The organism is Phyllobacterium sp. 0TCS1.6A (assembly GCF_026420825.1).
Classification (GTDB): Bacteria; Pseudomonadota; Alphaproteobacteria; order Rhizobiales; family Rhizobiaceae; genus Phyllobacterium.
This window is the reverse complement of the sequence record NZ_JAPMAB010000002.1, coordinates 98,881-118,585: the sequence shown is the minus strand read 5'-3', so window position 1 is coordinate 118,585 and position 19,705 is coordinate 98,881. Positions and strand designations below refer to the sequence as shown.

At 63.7% G+C, this 19,705-nt stretch carries 21 protein-coding genes; 15 read left to right on the top strand and 6 right to left on the bottom strand.

Features of this window, described 5'->3' with window-relative positions; genetic code table 11:
- Positions 1–5 precede the first annotated feature (5 nt).
- Positions 6–977: a response regulator gene (locus tag OSJ75_RS04710; RefSeq protein WP_416362520.1), complete on the bottom strand. Its 972-nt coding sequence runs from the start codon at positions 975–977 to the stop codon at positions 6–8.
- Positions 922–4,338 carry an ATP-binding protein gene (locus tag OSJ75_RS04705; protein WP_267227117.1) on the bottom strand — a complete coding sequence of 1,139 codons (3,417 nt, stop codon included), beginning with the start codon at positions 4,336–4,338 and terminating at the stop codon, positions 922–924. Before OSJ75_RS04705 ends, OSJ75_RS04710 begins: the two co-directional genes overlap by 56 nt.
- Positions 4,339–4,548: 210 nt before the next feature.
- Here OSJ75_RS04705 and urtA point away from each other — a divergent pair, with 210 nt between their 5' ends.
- The 13 genes from urtA to ureG all read left to right on the top strand — a co-directional run bounded on the left by urtA (position 4,549) and on the right by ureG (position 15,793).
- Positions 4,549–5,841, top strand: a complete 1,293-nt coding sequence (urtA, locus tag OSJ75_RS04700) for an urea ABC transporter substrate-binding protein (protein ID WP_250019946.1) — start codon at positions 4,549–4,551, stop codon at positions 5,839–5,841.
- Between the two features lie 110 nt (positions 5,842–5,951).
- Positions 5,952–7,532, top strand: coding sequence for an urea ABC transporter permease subunit UrtB (urtB, locus tag OSJ75_RS04695; protein ID WP_267227116.1), 1,581 nt, complete (start codon positions 5,952–5,954; stop codon positions 7,530–7,532).
- Positions 7,529–8,689: an urea ABC transporter permease subunit UrtC gene (urtC, locus tag OSJ75_RS04690; protein WP_267227115.1), complete on the top strand. Its 1,161-nt coding sequence runs from the start codon at positions 7,529–7,531 to the stop codon at positions 8,687–8,689. Before urtB ends, urtC begins: the two co-directional genes overlap by 4 nt.
- Before the next feature lie 9 nt (positions 8,690–8,698).
- Positions 8,699–9,448: an urea ABC transporter ATP-binding protein UrtD gene (gene urtD / locus OSJ75_RS04685; protein WP_250019943.1), complete on the top strand. Its 750-nt coding sequence runs from the start codon at positions 8,699–8,701 to the stop codon at positions 9,446–9,448.
- A 3-nt stretch (positions 9,449–9,451) separates the two neighbouring features.
- Positions 9,452–10,147, top strand: coding sequence for an urea ABC transporter ATP-binding subunit UrtE (gene urtE, locus OSJ75_RS04680; protein WP_267227114.1), 696 nt, complete (start codon positions 9,452–9,454; stop codon positions 10,145–10,147).
- 22 nt (positions 10,148–10,169) lie between these two features.
- On the top strand, positions 10,170–11,012 hold the full coding sequence (locus OSJ75_RS04675) for an urease accessory protein UreD (protein ID WP_267227489.1): 843 nt from the start codon (positions 10,170–10,172) through the stop codon (positions 11,010–11,012).
- A gap of 11 nt (positions 11,013–11,023) precedes the next feature.
- Positions 11,024–11,326 (top strand): urease subunit gamma, encoded by a 303-nt coding sequence (locus OSJ75_RS04670; RefSeq protein ID WP_034503828.1) that lies wholly within the window; start codon positions 11,024–11,026, stop codon positions 11,324–11,326.
- 27 nt (positions 11,327–11,353) lie between these two features.
- Complete coding sequence (locus OSJ75_RS04665) at positions 11,354–11,923, top strand: HupE/UreJ family protein (protein ID WP_267227113.1); 570 nt, start codon at positions 11,354–11,356, stop codon at positions 11,921–11,923.
- A 3-nt stretch (positions 11,924–11,926) separates the two neighbouring features.
- Positions 11,927–12,232, top strand: coding sequence for an urease subunit beta (locus tag OSJ75_RS04660; RefSeq protein ID WP_250019940.1), 306 nt, complete (start codon positions 11,927–11,929; stop codon positions 12,230–12,232).
- Between the two features lie 16 nt (positions 12,233–12,248).
- Entirely contained in the window at positions 12,249–13,961 is a 1,713-nt protein-coding gene (gene ureC, locus OSJ75_RS04655) for an urease subunit alpha (RefSeq protein ID WP_267227112.1), read from the top strand.
- Between the two features lie 35 nt (positions 13,962–13,996).
- Positions 13,997–14,482 carry an urease accessory protein UreE gene (locus OSJ75_RS04650; RefSeq protein WP_267227111.1) on the top strand — a complete coding sequence of 162 codons (486 nt, stop codon included), beginning with the start codon at positions 13,997–13,999 and terminating at the stop codon, positions 14,480–14,482.
- Complete coding sequence (locus OSJ75_RS04645) at positions 14,457–15,155, top strand: urease accessory protein UreF (protein ID WP_267227488.1); 699 nt, start codon at positions 14,457–14,459, stop codon at positions 15,153–15,155. Before OSJ75_RS04650 ends, OSJ75_RS04645 begins: the two co-directional genes overlap by 26 nt.
- Positions 15,152–15,793 (top strand): urease accessory protein UreG, encoded by a 642-nt coding sequence (gene ureG, locus OSJ75_RS04640; protein WP_250019935.1) that lies wholly within the window; start codon positions 15,152–15,154, stop codon positions 15,791–15,793. Before OSJ75_RS04645 ends, ureG begins: the two co-directional genes overlap by 4 nt.
- Positions 15,794–15,819: 26 nt before the next feature.
- Here the strand turns inward: ureG and OSJ75_RS04635 are convergent, their stop codons facing one another.
- Complete coding sequence (locus OSJ75_RS04635) at positions 15,820–16,329, bottom strand: nuclear transport factor 2 family protein (RefSeq protein ID WP_267227110.1); 510 nt, start codon at positions 16,327–16,329, stop codon at positions 15,820–15,822.
- A 140-nt stretch (positions 16,330–16,469) separates the two neighbouring features.
- Here OSJ75_RS04635 and OSJ75_RS04630 point away from each other — a divergent pair, with 140 nt between their 5' ends.
- On the top strand, positions 16,470–17,390 hold the full coding sequence (locus tag OSJ75_RS04630) for an AraC family transcriptional regulator (RefSeq protein WP_267227109.1): 921 nt from the start codon (positions 16,470–16,472) through the stop codon (positions 17,388–17,390).
- A 6-nt stretch (positions 17,391–17,396) separates the two neighbouring features.
- On the opposite strand, the gene OSJ75_RS04625 is transcribed toward OSJ75_RS04630, so the two are convergent.
- Positions 17,397–17,936, bottom strand: a complete 540-nt coding sequence (locus OSJ75_RS04625; protein ID WP_267227108.1) for a hypothetical protein — start codon at positions 17,934–17,936, stop codon at positions 17,397–17,399.
- Entirely contained in the window at positions 17,927–18,226 is a 300-nt protein-coding gene (locus tag OSJ75_RS04620; protein WP_267227107.1) for an I78 family peptidase inhibitor, read from the bottom strand. The genes OSJ75_RS04625 and OSJ75_RS04620 overlap by 10 nt, the downstream gene beginning before the upstream one ends.
- 72 nt (positions 18,227–18,298) lie before the next feature.
- On the opposite strand from OSJ75_RS04620, the gene OSJ75_RS04615 reads away from it, so the two are divergent.
- A complete protein-coding gene (locus OSJ75_RS04615; RefSeq protein WP_267227106.1) occupies positions 18,299–18,790 on the top strand; it encodes a DUF2195 family protein in 492 nt (163 codons plus the stop codon).
- A gap of 49 nt (positions 18,791–18,839) precedes the next feature.
- Here the strand turns inward: OSJ75_RS04615 and OSJ75_RS04610 are convergent, their stop codons facing one another.
- The gene (locus tag OSJ75_RS04610) at positions 18,840–19,667 is read right to left on the bottom strand and encodes an oxidoreductase (RefSeq protein WP_267227105.1); all 828 of its coding nucleotides are present in this window, start codon (positions 19,665–19,667) and stop codon (positions 18,840–18,842) included.
- Positions 19,668–19,705: the final 38 nt, after the last annotated feature.

The window sequence follows — 19,705 nt, the reverse complement described above, 5'->3', positions numbered from 1 at the left end:
CCGCCTCAACGGTCGTGCAGGACATGCGCCGCCTTGACCGCTGCCGTGGCGCGGTTCTCGACGCCCATTTTCACATAGATCTGTTCCAGGTGCTTGTTGACGGTGCGGGCGCTGAGATTGAGGATCTCGCCGATATCGCGGTTGGATTTGCCCTTGGCTATCCACAGCAGCACCTCCGATTCGCGCTGGGTGAGGCCGAAGCTCTGGCGCAGCAATTCATCGCCGCTGGCCTGGTTCGCCAGCGTCAGGCGGAACAGATATTCGTCGGCGGTGAGCGCGCCGAGATAGGTGAGATGCAGCCCGCCCATGGCGCCGTCGATCTCGACGGTTTCGTCGCGGGCGCCGGCGCGTTCGGCCGCGCGCTCCCGCAGCCATGCCGCCACCTTGTCGCTGATGAGCCGATGCGCCTCCTCGGCCCTGCCCAGCGTCTGCTCCATCAGATGCGTCGCCTGCGGCGTCGTCCAGCGCGGCCTGCCGTCGCGGCCGATGGCCAGCAGATGCCGCCCCGCCGCATCAAGCGCCACGCGGGCGTTCTGGGCGGAGCGGGCATTGCCGAGGTGGACGCGGATGCGCGCCCGCAGCTCGTCGATATTGATGGGCTTGGTCAGGTAGTCGACGCCGCCGGATTCCAGCGCATGAACGATGTGCTCCGTCTCGGAAAGGCCGGTCATGAAGATCACCGGCACCTGCGCCACCGAGGCGGTGCTCTTGATCTTGCGGCAGGTCTCGAAGCCGTCCATGTCGGGCATGACCGCATCCATGAGGATGAGGTCGGGCGTGATGCGCTCGACGACCTTCAGCGCGGCCGCGCCGGAGGTGGCGATGAGCACGGACGATCCCGCCTGCTCCAGCGCGTCGGTCAGGAAGCCCAGCGTCTGGGGCGAGTCGTCGACGATCAGCACGATATCGCGCGGGGTGGCTTCAGTCACGGTGGCCGCTTTCCTTGTTGTGCACCAGGTCGAGCAGGAAGCGTTCATAGCCGGCCATGTCGAATGCCTGGACATAATGCCTCACTTCGTCGGCAAAGGGGCGATGTTCTTCCAGCCTGGCAAGTTCCGTCAGCTTCATCTCGATGCCGCGGACATAGCCTATCTCGCCGAGGCGGATCAATTCGCGCAGGTGGGTTTCGCCGGGGCTGACGAGCGGGCGGCCTTCCGGTGCCGGCGGCTGGGGCGAGGCGTCTTCATAGACCCATTCCAGCCCCAGCAGGCGGGCGATCCGGTCCTGCAGCTGCCGCACGTCGAAGGGCTTGGCCAGCGTGTCGTTGTGCTGGTCGGATTGCTCGGAGGAAGGGCCATCGCCGATATTGGCCGAAAGCATGATGATGGGCGATTTATCTCCCGCCTCGCGCAGGCGGGAGACGAGCTGCCAGCCATTCATCTGCGGCATCGATATGTCGATGATGAAGAGATCCGCCTTCACCCCTTCGATGAGCGTCAGGCATTCCGGCCCGCTGGCGGCGGTGAGGACGACGAAATCCAGCGGCGCAAGGATTTCGCGCACCATTTCGCGATGATCCTCATTGTCGTCGACGACGACGATGGTGCGGCGCTGGCCGGAATAGGTGCGGATCCTGCGCAACGGCGATGCCGGGATCTGCGGCCGCAGGACGGCGGACAGCATGAGCCGGACACGGACGGTCGAACCCTTGCCATGGGTGCTGTCGACGAGGATCTCGCCGCCGAGCGTCTGGGTCAGCAGCCGCGTGATGGTGAGGCCGAGGCCGAGGCCCGGCATGGGCCGAATGTTCTCGGCCTCGCCGCGGTGAAACGGTTCGAAGATCCTCGGCAATTCGCTTTCGGGGATGCCGCGCCCCGTATCGCTGATGGTGAAGGTCGCGACCTGGCTGCGGTACGAGACGTCGAACGTGACGGTGCCGCCATCGGTGAACTTGATCGCATTCGACAGGAGATTGACCAGTATCTGGCGCAGGCGCTTCTCGTCGGTGCGCACGAAGACCGGCATTCCGGCGGAGCGGCTGTGCTTGAAGATGAGCTTCTTCGCATCCGCCTGCGGCTGGAACATCTGGACGATCTGGTCGAGGAAATCGCCAAGATTGATCTCGTTGGAGAACACTTTCAGGCGGCCGGCCTCGATCCGCGAAATGTCGAGCAATCCGTCGATCAGCCCGGAGAGATGGTCGGCGCTGCGCTTGATGACGCGGATCGCGGCCTGGCGCGGCGCGGGTATCGTCTCGTCGCGCTCCAATATCTGCGCATAGCCCAGAACCGCATTGAGCGGCGTGCGCAATTCATGGCTCAGCCCGACGACATAGCGGCTCTTGGCGCGGTTTGCGGCCTCGGCGGCTTCCTTCGCCTCCTGCAGCGCGGCATCCGTCTTCTCATGCGCGGCGATTTCCTTGAGCAGCAGCGTGTTCTGGCGCGAGGATTCCTCCTCGGCGAAGACCCTGCTGTCATGGGCGAGCACGTAGAACCAGCAGGCAATGGCATTCACCACCGCGAAAACGAAGAACACGATCAGCAGCGTCCGGTGCACCACGGCGGATGCGTCGGCCGGGCCGCTGGTCTGGTAGGCGATCATCGCCAGCACCGCCGCTATGCCGGTGAGCGAGACCGATACGGTGAGGGCGTAGCGCCCCAGCCGCGAGCCGAGGGCGCGGATCGCCCTTTCCGGCAATAGCGACGCGGCGACGGCGCTGACCTGGGCATTGGTGGATGCCGTCGGCTTGCACAGATCATGGCAGCGGCTGTCGAGCGAGCAGCAGAGGGAGCAGATCGGCGCAGCATAGGCCGGGCACCAGGCCATGTCCTCCGTCTCGAACGGATGCTCGCAAATGGAACATTGCAGCGTCTGCACCTTCCGCCATTCGGATGGGGCGGTGCGGGCGAGGTAATATCTGCCCTTCGTCCACCAGGCTATCAGCGGCGAGACCAGGAAGGACACGGCAAGGGCGATGAAGGGCGCCAGCGCCGCTGCCATGGCGCCGAACAGGCCGAAATGCGCGGCAAGCGACGTGGCGGTGGCGGCGCCCATCGCGCCGAGGCCGACCGGGTTGAGATCGTAGAGATGCGCGCGCTTGAATTCTATGCCGGGCGGCGCCAGCCCGAGCGGCTTGTTGACGAAGAGATCGGCGGAAATGGTGCAAAGCCATGCCATCGCCACCAGCGAGAAGATGCCGAGCGTCTCCTCCAGCAGCCGGTAGATGCCGAGTTCCATCAACAGCAGCGCGATCATGACGTTGAACATCAGCCACACCACCCGTCCGGGATGGCTGTGGGTCAGGCGCGAGAAGAAGTTCGACCAGGCGAGCGATCCCGCATAGGCGTTCATCACATTGATCTTCAATTGCGAGACCACGACGAGGACGACCATGAGGACGAGCGCGAGGGTGGTGGAAGGGGTCATGTAGCCGAATGCCGTCAGGTACATCCATGAGGGATCTGCGGCCTTTTCGAGGGGGACGCCGCTGCTCAGCGTCAGCACCACGAGGAAGGAGCCGGCGAGGAGCTTGGGCGCGCCCATGATCACCCAGCCGGGGCCGGCGAGGAAGATCGCGATGCGCTGGCGCCAGTTGCGGTGGCCGTCGGGCGGCAGGAAGCGCAGGAAATCCACCTGTTCGCCGATCTGCGCCATCAGAGCCAGTATCACCGCGCTCGCCGCGCCGAACTGCGCCAGGACGAAGGGCGCGATCATCCGCTGTTCTTCGCCGGTTCCGGACGATGCCATGGACGATGCCATGGGCGATGCTATGCCGCCAAATGCCCGCCAGAGGTCGAACTTTTCCCAGTCGACCAGCGCAATGACGATGAAGGGCGCGACGTTCAGGATGATCCAGAACGGCTGCGTCGCCAGCTGGAACTTGCTGATCATCCGCACGCCATAGGTGACGAGGGGAATGACCGCGACCGAGCTTATGATGTAGCCGGCCCACAGCGGAATGCCGAATGCCAGTTCGAGCGCGCCCGACATGATCGACGCCTCGATGGCGAAGAGCAGGAAGGTGAAGCTCGCATAGATCAGCGAGGTGATGGTCGAGCCGATATAGCCGAAGCTCGCGCCGCGCGTCAGGAGATCGATATCGACGCCGTGGCGAACCGCATAGCGGCATATGGGCAGGCCGATCGCGAGCATCAGCGCGCAGGCGACGAGAATTGCGGCAATGGCATTGGTCGTGCCGTAGGAAAGGGTGATCGTCGCGCCGATCGCCTCAAGCGCGAGAAACGATATCGCCCCGATCGCCGTCTGCGCGATGCGCTGCGAGGAATAGCGCCGGGCGCTCTTGGCGGTGAAGCGCAGCGCGTAGTCTTCCAGCGTCTGATCCGCAACCCAGCGATTGTACTCGCGTCTTACGGGAATGATGCGTTGACGCGCAACCATACACCCTGGCTTCCCCTGATTTCATCCGGGCCACTTAAGCACGGCTTTGCCGCGGGAAGGAAGCGCCGACATGCAATGTTCGGTCATGCCGGCTACGTCGTTTAACGTATGTGGCTTCGATCCCGCCTGCCCGATAGTGGCCGGTAGCACGCCCGAATGGCTGAAGCCACAGCCCCAAGGCGCCAGACAAAGCAAAAAAGGGGATCAGACATGAAAATCAGGACAAGCATCCATGCGGCGGCCTTGGCCGGCATGCTGGCCGCGACGGCGTTTCAGGGCGCCTTCGCCCAGGAAGACACGATCAAGATCGGCATCCTCCATTCGCTTTCGGGAACGATGGCGATTTCCGAGACGACGCTCAAGGATGCGATGCTGATGCTCATCGACGAGCAGAACAAGAAGGGCGGCGTGCTCGGCAAGAAGCTCGAGGCCGTCGTCGTCGATCCGGCGTCCGACTGGCCGCTTTTCGCCGAAAAGGCCCGCGATCTGATCGAAAAGGACAAGGTGGCGGCGGTTTTCGGCTGCTGGACCTCCGTTTCGCGCAAATCGGTCCTCCCCGTCTTCGAGGAACTCGACAATATCCTGTTCTATCCGGTGCAATATGAGGGCGAGGAGAGCCAGCGCAACGTGTTCTACACCGGCGCCGCTCCGAACCAGCAGGCCATTCCCGCCGTCGACTACCTTGCCGAGAACGAAGGCGTCGAGCGCTGGGTGCTGGCCGGCACCGACTATGTCTATCCCCGCACCACGAACAAGATCCTCGAAGCCTATCTCAAGGCCAAGGGCGTCGCGGCCGAGGACATCATGATCAACTACACGCCGTTCGGCCACAAGGACTGGCAGACGATCGTGTCCGACATCAAGAAGTTCGGCTCTGCCGGCAAGAAGACCGCCGTCGTCTCGACCATCAATGGCGATGCCAACGTGCCCTTCTACAAGGAGCTCGGCAATCAGGGCGTCAAGGCCGAGGACATTCCCGTCGTCGCCTTCTCGGTGGGCGAGGAAGAGCTCGCCGGCCTCGACACGTCGCCGCTGGTCGGGCATCTCGCGGCCTGGAACTATTTCCAGTCGGTCGACACGCCCGCCAATGCGGAGTTCATCAAGACCTGGAAGGCCTTCACCAAGAACGACAAGCGGGTGACCAACGACCCGATGGAAGCGCATTATATCGGCTTCAACATGTGGGTTAAGGCCGTCGAGGCCGCCGGCACCACGGAGCCCGACAAGGTGATCGATTCGATCGTCGGCGTCTCGGTGCCGAACCTTTCCGGCGGCTATTCCACGATGATGCCCAACCACCACATCACCAAGCCGGTGCTCATCGGCGAAATCCAGACCGATGGCCAGTTCGAGACCGTGTTCGAAACGCCCGGCCTCGTGGTCGGCGACGAATGGTCCGACTATCTGCCGGACTCGAAGGATCTCATCTCCGACTGGCGCAAGCCGATGTCGTGCGGAAACTTCAACGTCGTCAGCGGCAAGTGCGGCGGCAAGGGTTCCTGACACGCTTCCAGCGGGGTCGCGGGATTGAGCCGCGACCCCCTCTTCAATCTCACAGAGGACAGGGCCCATCGCCCTCGTTAGCCATGCAGATCGCAATCAGAATCGCCCTGATGCTCCTCCTCGCCGTCGCTGCCGCAGCAGGCGCGCGGGCTGACGACCTGCGTGCGGGCATAGACGGCCTCGGCAAGGGCAATTTCGCGCAGGTCGCGAAAGGGGTGCAGCAACTCGCGCGCAGCGGCGATCTGCGTCTGGTGCCGGTTTTCGAAGCGCTTGGCGATGGCGCGCTCTATGCGCGCAAGTCGGACGGCACGGTGTTCATTGCCAGCGAAAAGGGTTCCGGCCTGGCACTGACCGATGCGCTGACGGGAGCGGCGGCGGGCGATGCGCCGAAGGCCGGGTTCGAGCGCATCCGCGTCAATAACAACCTTCGCCGCGCGGTGCGGACCGCCATCGGCGCGCTGAGCCTCATGAGCCCGGACAGGGCCGCCCGGCTGCAGGCGGCGAAAGCGGTATTCGCGGCGCCGGCGGACGATTCCCTCGAGCTGGTGGAGACGGCGCTGGCAAGCGAGACGGATGCGGAAATCCGCAGCGCCCTCGAAGATGCGAAAGCGGCGGCGCTGCTGAAATCGGACCGGTCCATCGCGGAAAAGCAGGGCGCGATAGAGCGGATAGCCGCGCGCGGCGACAGGGACGCCATGTCGATTCTGTCGTCCTTCCGCGCCGGCGCGGATGGAGATCTGCGTCTCGGCATCGACCGCGCCATCGACGACCTTCAGGCGCGGCAGGCATGGTGGGATATGGGGCAGAATGTCTGGTATGGCGTCTCGCTCGGCTCGGTGCTGCTGCTCGCGGCGATCGGCCTCGCCATCACCTTCGGCGTGATGGGCATCATCAACATGGCTCATGGCGAGATGGTGATGATCGGCGCCTATACGACCTATGTCGTGCAGGACGTCATCCGCGCCTCCTTTCCGCAATGGTTCGACTGGTCGCTGGCATTGGCGCTGCCGGCCGCCTTCCTTGTCGCGGGCTTTGCCGGGTTCCTGCTGGAGCGCGGCGTCATCCGGTTTCTCTATGGCCGGCCGCTGGAGACGCTGCTGGCGACCTGGGGCGTATCGCTGATCCTGCAACAGGCCATCCGCTCGATCTTCGGGCCGAGCAATCGCGAGGTCGGCAATCCGACATGGATGTCTGGCGGCTTCGATTTCGGCGGCCTGACGCTGACCTATAATCGCCTGTGGATCGTGGTCTTCTCGCTCGCCGTCTTCGTGACGCTGCTCGTGCTGCTCAAGCATTCGCGGTTCGGGCTGCAGATGCGGGCGGTGACGCAGAACCGGCGCATGGCTTCCTCGATGGGCATAAGGACGCCGTGGGTCGATGCGCTGACCTTCGCGCTCGGCTCGGGCATTGCCGGCATGGCGGGCGTGGCGCTGTCGCAGATCGACAATGTGTCGCCCAATCTCGGCCAGAGCTACATCATCGACAGTTTCATGGTGGTGGTCTTCGGCGGCGTCGGCAATCTCTGGGGCACGCTCGTCGGCGCGTTCTCGCTCGGCATCGTCAACAAGCTGCTGGAGCCCTATGCGGGCGCCGTGCTCGGCAAGATACTGGTGCTGGTGCTGATCATTCTTTTCATCCAGAGGCGGCCGCGCGGCCTGTTCGCACTCAAGGGCAGGGCGGTCGAAGCATGATTTCAGCATCCATAAGACGTTCGTCGCACCGAAACATCGTGCTCTTTGCCGGCGCCATCATGGCTGTTGCAATTCTGGTGCTGGCGCTCAACCTGCTGGTGCCGGCGCAGAGCGCCTTCCACGTGCCGACCTATGCGGTATCGCTGTTCGGCAAATATCTGACCTATGCCCTGCTGGCGCTGGCGCTCGACCTGGTCTGGGGCTTCTGCGGTATCCTGTCGCTCGGCCATGCGGCCTTCTTCGGCCTCGGCGGCTATGCGATGGGCATGTATCTCGTGCGCCAGATCGGCTCCCGTGGCGTCTATGGCAATCCGCTGCTACCCGATTTCATGGTCTTCCTCAACTGGCAGGAAATGCCGTGGTACTGGTATGGTTTCGACCATTTCTGGTTCGCGGCGCTGATGGTCCTCCTCGTCCCGGGAGCGCTCGCCTTCGTCTTCGGCTGGCTCGCCTTCCGCTCGCGGGTGACCGGCGTCTACCTGTCGATCATCACCCAGGCCATGACCTATGCGCTGCTCCTGTCCTTCTTCCGCAACGAGATGGGCTTTGGCGGCAATAATGGCCTGACCGATTTCAAGGAGCTGCTCGGCTTCAACCTCCAGGCGCAGGGCACGCGGCTCGGCCTCTTCGTCGCCTCGGCATTGGCGCTGTCGGTGGCGCTGCTGGTGAGTTCGCTGCTGGTGCGGTCCAAGTTCGGCAAGGTCCTCGTCGGCATCCGCGATGCGGAAAGCCGCACCCGGTTCCTCGGCTACAGGCCCGAGAACTACAAGCTGCTGATGTTCACCGTCTCGGCCATGATGGCCGGGGTCGCCGGGGCGCTCTACGTGCCGCAGGTGGGCATCATCAATCCCGGCGAGTTCGCCCCGGCCAATTCGATCGAGGTGGTCATCTGGACGGCCGTCGGCGGCCGCGGGACGCTCATCGGCCCCGTGCTCGGCGCGGTGCTGGTCAATCTCGGCAAGAGCGTCTTCACCGCCGAATTCCCCGAATTCTGGCTGTTCGCGCTGGGCGGCCTGTTCGTCGCGACGACGCTGTTCCTGCCGAAGGGCATCGTCGGCACGCTGCGCGAGAAGATGACGCCGCGAAAGAAGGCCGAACCGGCGGCTGAACGGCCGAAGCCGGCCGTGGCCGATGCCGAACCTCTGGCGGCGGAATAGGAGCCCATCATGGACACAAGCCCGAGAAGCCTGCTCTATCTCGACAATGTTTCGGTCTCCTTCGATGGTTTCAAGGCGCTGAACGCGCTGTCCTTCGTGGTTGCGCCGGGCGAGCTGCGCGCCATCATCGGACCGAACGGCGCCGGCAAGACCACGATGATGGATATCATCACCGGCAAGACGCGGCCCGATAGCGGCCAGGTGTTCTTCGAGGATACGATCGACCTTACCACCCGGGACGAGGCCGGCATCGCGCGGCTAGGCATAGGGCGGAAATTCCAGAAGCCGACCGTGTTCGAGAGCCATACGGTCTGGGACAATCTCGAACTGGCGTTGAACCGTGGCCGCAGCCCGTTTGCGACGCTGTTCTACAAACTGACCGCACGCGACAGCGACCGGATCGACGAGATACTGGCGACCATCCGGCTGACGGGCCGGAGAGACGAGCTTGCCGCCAATCTGAGCCACGGCCAGAAGCAATGGCTGGAAATCGGCATGCTGCTGGCGCAGGAGCCGAAGCTTCTCCTCGTCGACGAGCCGGTGGCCGGCATGACCGATGCCGAAACGGCGGAAACGGCCGTTCTGCTGAAGGAGATCGCCAGGACGCGGGCGGTCGTCGTCGTCGAGCACGACATGGGCTTCATCCGCGATCTCGATGTGCGGGTGACCTGCCTGGCGGAAGGATCGGTGCTCGCCGAAGGCTCGATCGATTTCGTCAGCAACGATCCCAACGTCATTGAAAACTATCTGGGCAGGTGAAACATGCTTGCGGTCGACAATATCGGTTTGCACTATGGGGCGGCGCAGGCGCTGCGCGGGGTCTCGCTGACGGCGGCGCCCGGCCGCATCACCTGCGTGCTCGGCCGCAACGGCGTCGGCAAGACCAGCCTGTTGCGCGCCATCACCGGCCAGCACATGACCAGCTCCGGCAGCATATCCCTCGACGGCCGGCCGATCGATGGCCTCGCGCCCTATTCGAGAGCCAGGCGCGGCATCGGCTATGTGCCGCAGGGCAGGGAGATATTCCCGCTTCTGTCGGTGAAGGAGAACCTCGAAACCGGCTTTGCGCAGCTGGCGCGGCGGGACAGAACCATTCCGGACGATGTCTTCAGCCTGTTTCCGGTGCTGCATAGCATGATGGCGCGGCGCGGCGGCGATCTTTCGGGCGGGCAGCAACAACAGCTGGCGATTGGCCGCGCGCTGGTGATGCGTCCGAAAGTGCTCGTTCTGGATGAGCCGACGGAAGGAATACAACCGTCGATCATCAAGGATATCGGCCGCGCCATCGTTTACCTGCGCGATTCCATGGGCATGGCCGTTCTTCTGGTCGAACAATATCTCGACTTTTGCCGCGAACTCGCCGACCATGTCCTCATCATGGATCGTGGCGAGATCGTGCTGGAAGGCGCTGCCGATATTCTGGATACGGCAGCGGCGCGGCGGCACTTGACCGTCTAGGCTTTTGGGGGCTCGGTTGGACATTCATCACCTTGCAACGACTGAAGAGCGGCCGCTGCTCCGCCCGTCGGCGCAGCGTGCGTCGGGCGAGGGCTCCCTGTCGTTGAAGCAGGCGAACGGCAGGACGCGCATTGCCGGCCTCTATCAGGAAGGCTGTGCGAAACTGCGGTTTCCGCAGTCCGAAACCGGCGCGATGGAGGCCGTGATGATCAATACCGCCGGTGGCCTGACCGGCGGCGACAGGCTCGGATGGACTTTCGACCTCGCGGATCATTGTTCCGCGCAGCTCACGACCCAGGCCTGCGAGAAGATCTACCGGGCTTCGGACGGGATGGTTGCAAATGTAACCACCTCGATAAGGGCCGGGCGCGGCGCCTATGCCGCATGGTTGCCGCAGGAGGCTATCCTCTTCGACAATTCCGCGCTGCAGCGCCGGCTCGAGGTCGATCTTGCGGAGAATGCGGAGGCGCTGCTGGTCGAATCCACCATATTCGGCCGCCGGGCCATGGGGGAAGTCGTGAACGATGTGCGCTTTTCCGATCAATGGCGCATCCGCCGCAACGGCCGGCTGATCCATGCGGAGAATTTTGTGCTGAACGCCAGCAACGGCGGATCGATGCAGCGGCCCGCCCTCATCGGCGGCAATGGCGCGGTGGCGACGATCCTGCTGGTTTCGGACGCTGCCGAGAAGCTGCTGGAGCCGGTGCGCTCGATCGTCGGCGCGCTTGGCGGCGCTTCCTTCTGGATGGGCAAGCTGCTCGCCCGATTGGTGGATGTCGATGCCTACCAGCTGCGCAAGCGGCTGCTGCCGCTGCTGGCATTGCTTAACCGGGGGCGGCCATTGCCCAGAGTCTGGTCGATATAGAGGAATAACGAATGAACCTTACGCCGCGCGAGAAAGACAAGCTGCTGATATCCATGGCTGCGATGGTGGCACGCCGCCGCCTCGAAAGGGGGGTGAAGCTCAATCATCCGGAGGCGATAGCGCTGATCACCGATTTCGTCGTCGAGGGTGCGAGGGACGGCCGCCCCGTCGCCGAGCTCATGGAGGCCGGCGCCCATGTGATCACGCGCGACCAGGTGATGGAAGGCATCGCCGAAATGATCCATGACGTGCAGGTCGAGGCGACGTTCCCGGACGGGACCAAGCTCGTCACCGTTCACGAACCGATCCGATAATCTGCGAGACTACAAGGGATACCCGACATGAGAAAAACTGCGTTCATCCTCCTGCCAATGCTGTTTCTGGCGACGCCGGCGCTCGCCCACCTCGATCCGGTGGAGCACGGCTCGTTTGCCGCCGGCTTCACCCATCCGGTCTCCGGCCTCGATCATATATTGGCGATGGTCGCCGTAGGCCTGTGGGCGGCACTGCTTCCGCCGCGCGGACGCTTCCTCGTGCCGGCGGCCTTCGTGGTCGCCATGATGGCCGGCTTCCTCCTCGCGCTTCTCGGCGGCAGCCTGCCCTTCGTGGAACCGGCGATCCTCGCCTCCGGCGTGGTCATCGGCCTGCTCGCGGCAGTCGCGCTGAAGGTGGACATTGCCGTCGGCGCCGCGCTCGTCGGCTTCTTCGCGCTGTTCCATGGCTATGCCCATGGCGGCGAGATGGGATCGGCCGGAGCGCTTGCCTATGCCGGCGGCTTCGCCCTCGCCACGGCAGTGCTGCACGGCGTCGGCATCGCCTTCGGCAACGGCCTCGGCAGGATCGCCATTCGCACCGCGGGCGCCGCTACCGCGCTCGCCAGCCTGTGCCTGGCAGCCGGTATCGGAGGCTGAGCGATGATACCGGGAGAAATCATCACCGCCGCCGGCGACATCGAGCTCAATGCCGGTGCGGAAACCACTGTCCTGAAAGTCGCCAATAGCGGCGACCGTCCGATACAGGTCGGCTCGCATTATCATTTCTACGAGACGAATGCGGGGCTTGTCTTCGACCGGGAACGGGCGCGGGGCAAGCGGCTGGACATCGCCGCCGGCACCGCGGTCCGGTTCGAACCGGGCCAGGAGCGCGACGTCGTATTGATCCCCATCGGCGGCAACCGGACGATCTATGGTTTTCAGCAGAAGATCATGGGAAAGCTCTGAACAGGAAGAAATTACCATGCCCTTGAATATCTCCCGGTCCGATTATGCGCGAATGTTCGGCCCCACCACCGGCGACAAGGTGAGGCTTGCCGATACGGAGCTTTTCATCGAGGTCGAAAAGGATCTCACGCTCTATGGCGAGGAGGTGAAATTCGGCGGCGGCAAGGTGATCCGCGACGGGATGGGGCAGGGCCAGGTGACCCGTGCCGAAGGCGCTGCCGATACCGTCATCACCAATGCGCTGATCGTCGATGCGACCGGCATATACAAGGCCGATGTCGGCCTGCGCGACGGGCGGATCGCCGCCATCGGCAAGGCCGGCAACCCGGATACGCAGTCCGGCGTGACCATCGTCATCGGGCCGGGAACGGAGATCATTGCCGGCGAAGGCAGGATATTGACGGCGGGCGGAATGGACGCCCATATCCATTTCATCTGCCCGCAGCAGATCGACGAGGCGCTGATGTCGGGCGTGACGACGATGCTCGGCGGAGGCACTGGCCCGGCCCATGGCACGCTGGCGACGACATGCACGCCGGGGCCATGGCATCTCGGCCGCATGATCCAGGCCTTTGACGGCGTTCCGATGAATCTCGGCCTGTCGGGCAAGGGCAATGCCTCGCGTCCGCAGGCGCTGGAGGAGATGATCCTCGGCGGCGCCTGTTCCCTGAAGCTGCATGAGGATTGGGGCACGACGCCGGCGGCGATCGACAATTGCCTCGCGGTCGCCGATGCCTTCGACGTGCAGGTGATGATCCACACCGACACGCTGAACGAATCCGGCTTCGTCGAGGATACGGTCGCGGCGTTCAAGGGCCGGACCATCCATGCCTTTCACACCGAGGGCGCGGGCGGCGGGCATGCGCCGGACATCATCAAGATCTGCGGCCTGCCCAATGTCATTCCCTCGTCGACCAATCCGACCCGGCCCTATACGCACAATACGATTGCGGAACATCTCGACATGCTGATGGTCTGCCATCACCTGTCGGCCTCCATACCGGAGGATGTCGCCTTCGCCGAAAGCCGCATCCGCAAGGAAACGATCGCCGCCGAGGACATCCTGCACGATATCGGCGCTTTTTCGATCATATCGTCGGACAGCCAGGCCATGGGCCGGGTCGGGGAAGTCCTGATCCGCACATGGCAGACGGCCGACAAGATGAAGCGCCAGCGCGGCGCGCTGCCGCAGGAAACCGGCGACAACGACAATTACCGGGTGAAGCGCTATATCGCCAAATATACGATCAATCCCGCCATCGCCCATGGCGTTTCCGCCCATATCGGCTCCGTCGAGGTTGGAAAGCGCGCCGATCTGGTGCTGTGGAACCCTGCCTTCTTTGCCGTCAAGCCGGATATGGTGCTGCTCGGCGGTTCCATCGTCGCCGCGCCCATGGGCGATCCGAATGCCTCGATACCGACGCCGCAGCCGGTGCACTACCGGCCGATGTTCGGCGCGTTGGGCAGGAATCTCACTGCCTCGTCGGTGACTTTCGTCAGCAAGGTCTCCATCGAGGCGGGTCTTGCCGAGCGGCTCGGCGTGGAAAAGCAGCTCGTCGCCGTCGAAAATACCCGTGGCGGCATATCCAAGGCGTCGATGGTCCACAACAGCGCCACGCCGCATGTGGAGGTGGACCCTGAAACCTATGAAGTGCGTGCCGATGGTGAACTGCTCACCTGCGAGCCCGCAACCCAATTGCCGATGGCGCAGCGCTATTTCCTGTTCTAGGCGCCGCCGGAAGCCCAACCGTGGAGGACTATGAAATGAAACGTGTCATCGACCATCATCACGGCCAATATCACGGCATTCCCTTCGATCGCGTCGTGCTTGCCCATGATGAACGTCACCTGCGGCGCAAGGTGATCAGCCTGCAGCAGGGCGAAAGGATATTGATCGACCTGCCGGAGCCGGTGGCCTTTGCCCATGGCGACGTTCTCGTCCTTGAGGACGGCCGCATGGCGGAGATCGTCGCGGCAGAGGAAGCGCTGTTCGAAGTCCTGCCGCGCAACCGGCAGCATCTCGTCGAACTGGCCTGGCATCTCGGCAACCGGCATTTGCCGGCGCAGCTGGAAGACGACCATATCCTGATCCTCCGCGACCATGTCATCAAGCAGATGCTCGAGGGACTGGGCGCGCAGGTAAAGGAAGTCGTCGGGACGTTCCAGCCCTTGCGCGGCGCCTATCACGGGCAGGGGCACGGGCATGGTCATGGGCATGGGCATGATGGGCAAGACCACCATCATGATTGATAATGTCGCCCTGCTGCGATTGATGACATGGCTGTCCCCGGCCTTCCCGGTCGGGGCCTTCTCCTATAGCCATGGCATCGAGCGGGCGGTGCATGACGGGCTGGTCGTCGATCGCGGTTCATTGCATGAATGGCTGGTCGATCTTCTCGGCCATGGCTCGGCCTGGAACGATGCGGTGCTGTTTGCCGGGAGCTACCGGCTGGCCAACCGCGAGCAGGGGGCTCGGGAACAGTCCGACTGGGTGGATATCTGCGAACTTGCCGAAGCGATGGCCGGTTCAAGCGAGCGCCACATGGAGACAATGCTGCAGGGCGAGGCTTTTCTCGCTGCCGCCCGCGCCTGGCCGCATCCGATCCTGCACAGCCTGCCGAGCCAAGCGGCAATGCCGGTCGCGGTCGGCGCGCTGGCCGGCGCGCATCGCATCGACATGAAGGCTTCGCTTTCGGCCTATCTGCACGGTTTCGTCGCCAATCTGGTGCAGGGCGCCATCCGGCTCGTTCCCCTTGGCCAGAAGGACGGCGTGGCCATATTGGCCGGCCTGGAGCATCGGCTGGTAGGCGTTGCGGAGCGGGGCTGCCGCTCGTCGCTCGCCGATCTCGGCAGCGCCGCCATCATGTCCGAAATCATGGCCATGCGGCATGAAACGCAATATTCGAGGATTTTCAGATCATGAGCTTCAACAATGGACCCTTGCGCGTCGGCATAGGCGGACCCGTGGGATCGGGCAAGACCACCGTGACGGAGATGCTGTGCAAGGCGATGCGCGCGCATTATTCGCTCGCCGTGGTGACGAACGATATCTACACCAAGGAAGACGCGCTCATCCTCAATCGCCTGCAGGCCCTGCCGGAAGACCGGATCATGGGCGTGGAGACAGGCGGCTGTCCCCACACCGCCATACGCGAGGATGCGACGATCAATCTTCAGGCGATAGCGGCGATGAACCGCCGCCACCCGGATCTCGACATCGTGTTCATCGAGTCCGGCGGCGACAATCTGGCCGCGACCTTCTCCCCGGATCTGGCCGATATCACCATCTATGTCATTTCGGTGTGCCAGGGCGAAAAGATCCCGCGCAAGGGCGGCCCCGGAATTACCCGCTCCGACCTGCTGATCATCAACAAGAAGGACCTCGCGCCCTATGTCGGCGCCGATCTCGATGTGATGAACCGCGATGCGCAGGTCCAGCGCGGAGCGAAACCGTTCGTCTTCACCGACATGCTGCGCCGACAAGGGCTGGACGAAGTCATCGGCTTCATCGAATCGGCAGGCGGCCTTGTACGAGGCGCGCCGGCCGCTTTGGCCGGGTAGGTCCCGGCCGGGGAAAACGGGCGAGATTACTGCGACCGTGGCGAATTGTTGTCGAGCACGTCCTGATAGGCGACGAGGTCGAGGAATGCCTCGGCTTCCGTCACCTCGCCATCCTTCATCGTGAAGATCCAGACGAAGCTGTTGCTGTAGGTGGCGCCCGAGGATGTCGGCGCACTGGCGTCGAACCGGATGATCACCTTGTCTCCCGAAGCCCAGATGTGATGCAGGACGGGCTTCAATGGGCCGGCGAGGCGGCTCACCAGCGGTCCGGCGCCGCGACCGACGAGATCGTCCCGGCTGTTATAGACGCCCGCTATCGGGCCTGATCCCATGATGGTCCACTTCACCTGCGGCGACAGGATCCTGAAGACGTTCTCGCCCTTGCTCCAGCCGTCGAATGCCTCGCGAACGATCGCCTCGTTGCGGCTTTCCGCCGTGTCGGCGGCGGTATTGGAGCTGGCCGGAGCCGCGGCAAGCGTGAATGCGAGCAGGATGACGGCCATCAGCCAATTGGTGGACTTGAAATGGTTGCCCATGTTTTCCTCCTTCGGAAGTTGCGATGCCTCCAGCCTCGCAATTGCCGGCGCCGATGGGGTAGCTTGATTGTCTGAAAAACTTGCCGGATCATCCGATTGGTGTAAAAAACCTCTGTCCAGATCAAGGAACGCGCAAGAAGATGACTATCGGGAAGCTCGATATCCTTGCCGCCGCGATAGCCCGCCACGCGCCCGCGGACGGTACCTATGAATGTGGCCTCAAGGGCATCAAGCTGATCCGGGCATCCCAGCCGACCACGCCGATGCCGGTCATCTACGAACCGACGGTCTGCCTCGTCGCGCAGGGACGGAAACAGGCGGCACTGGGCACGAAATCCTTCGTCTACGACCCCGCCCACTTCCTGGTCGCCTCGGTGGACCTGCCGGTCATGGGCTCGGTCGTCGAGGCAAGCGCGGATCGCCCCTATCTTTGCCTGCAGCTCGACCTCGACATGGCGGAGCTCGGCGAATTGGCGATTCGCTATCCCGACGAACAGGCCGAACCGAAGATCTCGCCGGCCGGGCTGACCTTGAATGCAACCTCGCCGGAGCTGCTGGATGCGGCTGTCCGGCTGACCGCATTGCTCGACGCGCCGCGGGATCTGGAGGCGCTGGGGCCGCTGACAATCCGCGAGATGCTCTACCGCCTGCTCACGGGTAGCAGCCGGAACGTCATTCGCCACATGGCGCGCCGCGACAGCCGGTTGAACCAGATATCGCGGGCGATATTGTGGATACGCGCCAATTTCCGCGATGCCTGCCCGATCGACCAGGCGGCAGATGTCGCGGGGATGAGCCGTTCGACTTTTCATCTGCACTTCAAGGCCATCACCACGATGAGCCCGCTCGAATTCCGCACGCATCTTCGCATGCAGGAGGCTCGCCGTCTCATGGTCACCGGATCGAGCGACGCGGCGAGTGCCGGCTTTCTCGTCGGCTATGAAAGCCCCTCGCAATTCAGCCGGGATTATTCCCGGCTTTTCGGCATGCCTCCGGCCAGGCACGCAAGCAAGCTGCGCAACACGCTGGGCGGGCCGGGACTGTCGGAAACTGTCGTCTAGGACGGCTCAGCGGTTTTCAAGGCCGTTCTTCAAGCGCTGTTGGCGGATCTCGGCCGCCTGTGCGCGAACATTGGCGCGCAGTTTGGCAAGGCCGGCGCGCTGTTGCAGCCATTGTTCAGCATAGGCCGATTTGGATGTGAAGCCGTTGTCGTGCTGCTCGTCCCAATCAAGCGCGCCCTGCATGGCGCCTGCCCATTCCTCGACGTTGCCGGCCGCATATTCATTGATCGGACGGCCGACTACCTCGGACAGCGAAGCGAGAAGCGCCCGGTCGCCATCTGCCGGCAGGTCGGGATGGGCGGCGAGATGAAAACGATAGCGCAGCTGGCCGGCATAGAACCAGACGACGGCTTCGTCGCGCGTGCCGCCACTGAACAGCTTCGACGCGAGAACATAGTAGGCTGCCGGATGACTGGCCTCGATATTGCTCTTGAGCTCGGCCGGCGTCATCGCCGCGAAATCATCCTGCGACCTGCTTTCGCGCGTACCGGCCGGGACAAGCAGGATAGCGCCGAGCAGTAGCCAGGCCCCGGCGATCAGCCGCATCTTGCAGCGACGACGCGGCCGGTGGCAGGGTCCGTTTCGATCGTGACGCGGTCTTCGCGGAAATCCTGCGTGACCATCTGGCCGGGCGTAATCTGGCGCACCGTCTTCGCATTTGTCAGGCGCATCGCCTCGTCGTCGGTCGGCTTCGGCTTACCGACCAATGCCTGCGCCGCTTCGGCCTTGCAGGGGCCGCCAGATGGCTGTGTCGCGGCAACGTCGTTCTGGCACGACGCCAGGGCCGGCAGCAGGCCGATGAGCAGGAGGGGCAAAAGGCGGCAGGTTCTGGGCATGGGAGACATCCTCGGGATCGTTGGAACGCCAAGGGTAGCTCACCCTGGCGAAAAGCGTAAGCATCGGATCGATTGGCGGCGCTTGCCGGCGCCGTCGAACGCAGGCTACACTATCAGTCGCTGGCGAGTGGTTCAGTGCAGACCCGACTCAAGTTCCGCGTGGAAGGTAACGCAGGGATATCTATGCGTAAATTCATTACCGCTGCAATTTTCGTCCAACTCGTATGCGGATCGGCCTTTGGCGCCAGCGGCAAAAGCGTCACGATCGACAACCAGCTGGCGGCCTGCGTGAAAGTCGACGCGGGAAAGCCGGTTGTGACCGCCAATCTCCTGCGCGTCGATGCCGATTTTCAATTGAACAGCTCGATTGCGGAGTGCGGCTGCAAGTCGGCGCTGGCGGCTTATGTCAGCAGCGTCGAGCAGGGCGGCCGTCAACTGATCGTGCAGCAGGGAACCTTTGGCCTCACAGCCGGCGGACGGCGAGAGCTGGTGCTTGCGACCGATGCAGCCTCGTTTACCGACGGACAATTCACGATCCAGCTCGCTTGCGCGCCGCCGGCCTGATTGGCAAGTTGCGGCAAGGACGCGCTTGCCGCCGTAGTTGCAGCGTCCATCAGCCGTCGGTCGACACAGTAACGGATTTCCAGCTTTCTATCTCCTGCTGCAAGCGCGCGATCCTGTCGGAGACGAGTTCGAGCGCATCGCTGCCAAGCAGCAGCTGCGGCGGCGGCGCGTCGGATGCGATCAGCCGCAACACGGCCATTGCTAGTTTGGCCGGATCGCCGAGCTGCCTGCCGCTCTTTTCCTGGCGCGCTTGCCTGATTGGATCGAACAGCGCATCGTAGTCGGCAACAGACCTCTCCGTGCGGGTCATCGAACGCCCGGCCCAGTCGGTTCGGAACGAGCCGGGGCACAGCGCGGTGACATGCACGCCGAACGGCGCCATTTCGGCGCGCATGACCTCGGAGATACCCTGGAGGGCGAACTTGCTGCCGCAATAATAGGCAATGCCGGGCATGGTGATCATGCCGCCCATCGAGGTGACGTTGACGATGAAACCGCGACGTCTTTGCCGGAAACGCGGCAGGAAGGCCTTTGCGACCGCGACGGCGCCGAAAACATTCACATCGAACTGGCGTCGCATCTCTTCGAGCGGCGATTCCTCGAGAATGCCTTCGTGGCCGTAGCCGGCATTGTTGATGAGGACGTCCATCGCCCCGTGGTCTGTCTCCACCTGTTCGACGATTTCGGCTATCCGGTCGAATTCGGTGACGTCGCACAGGACGGTGCGGACCGCCGGCAGGCTCTCCGCAAGGCTCGCCCGCGACGCCTCGGAGCGGACGGTGCCGACCACCGTGTGGCCGAGATTGCTGGCCGCTGTGGCGATGGCAAGGCCGAAGCCCGAATTGGCTCCGGTGATGAAGAAGGTCTTCCTGGACATGTTTCCACTTTCCGGTCTTGTTTGATGGTGTCCTTGAC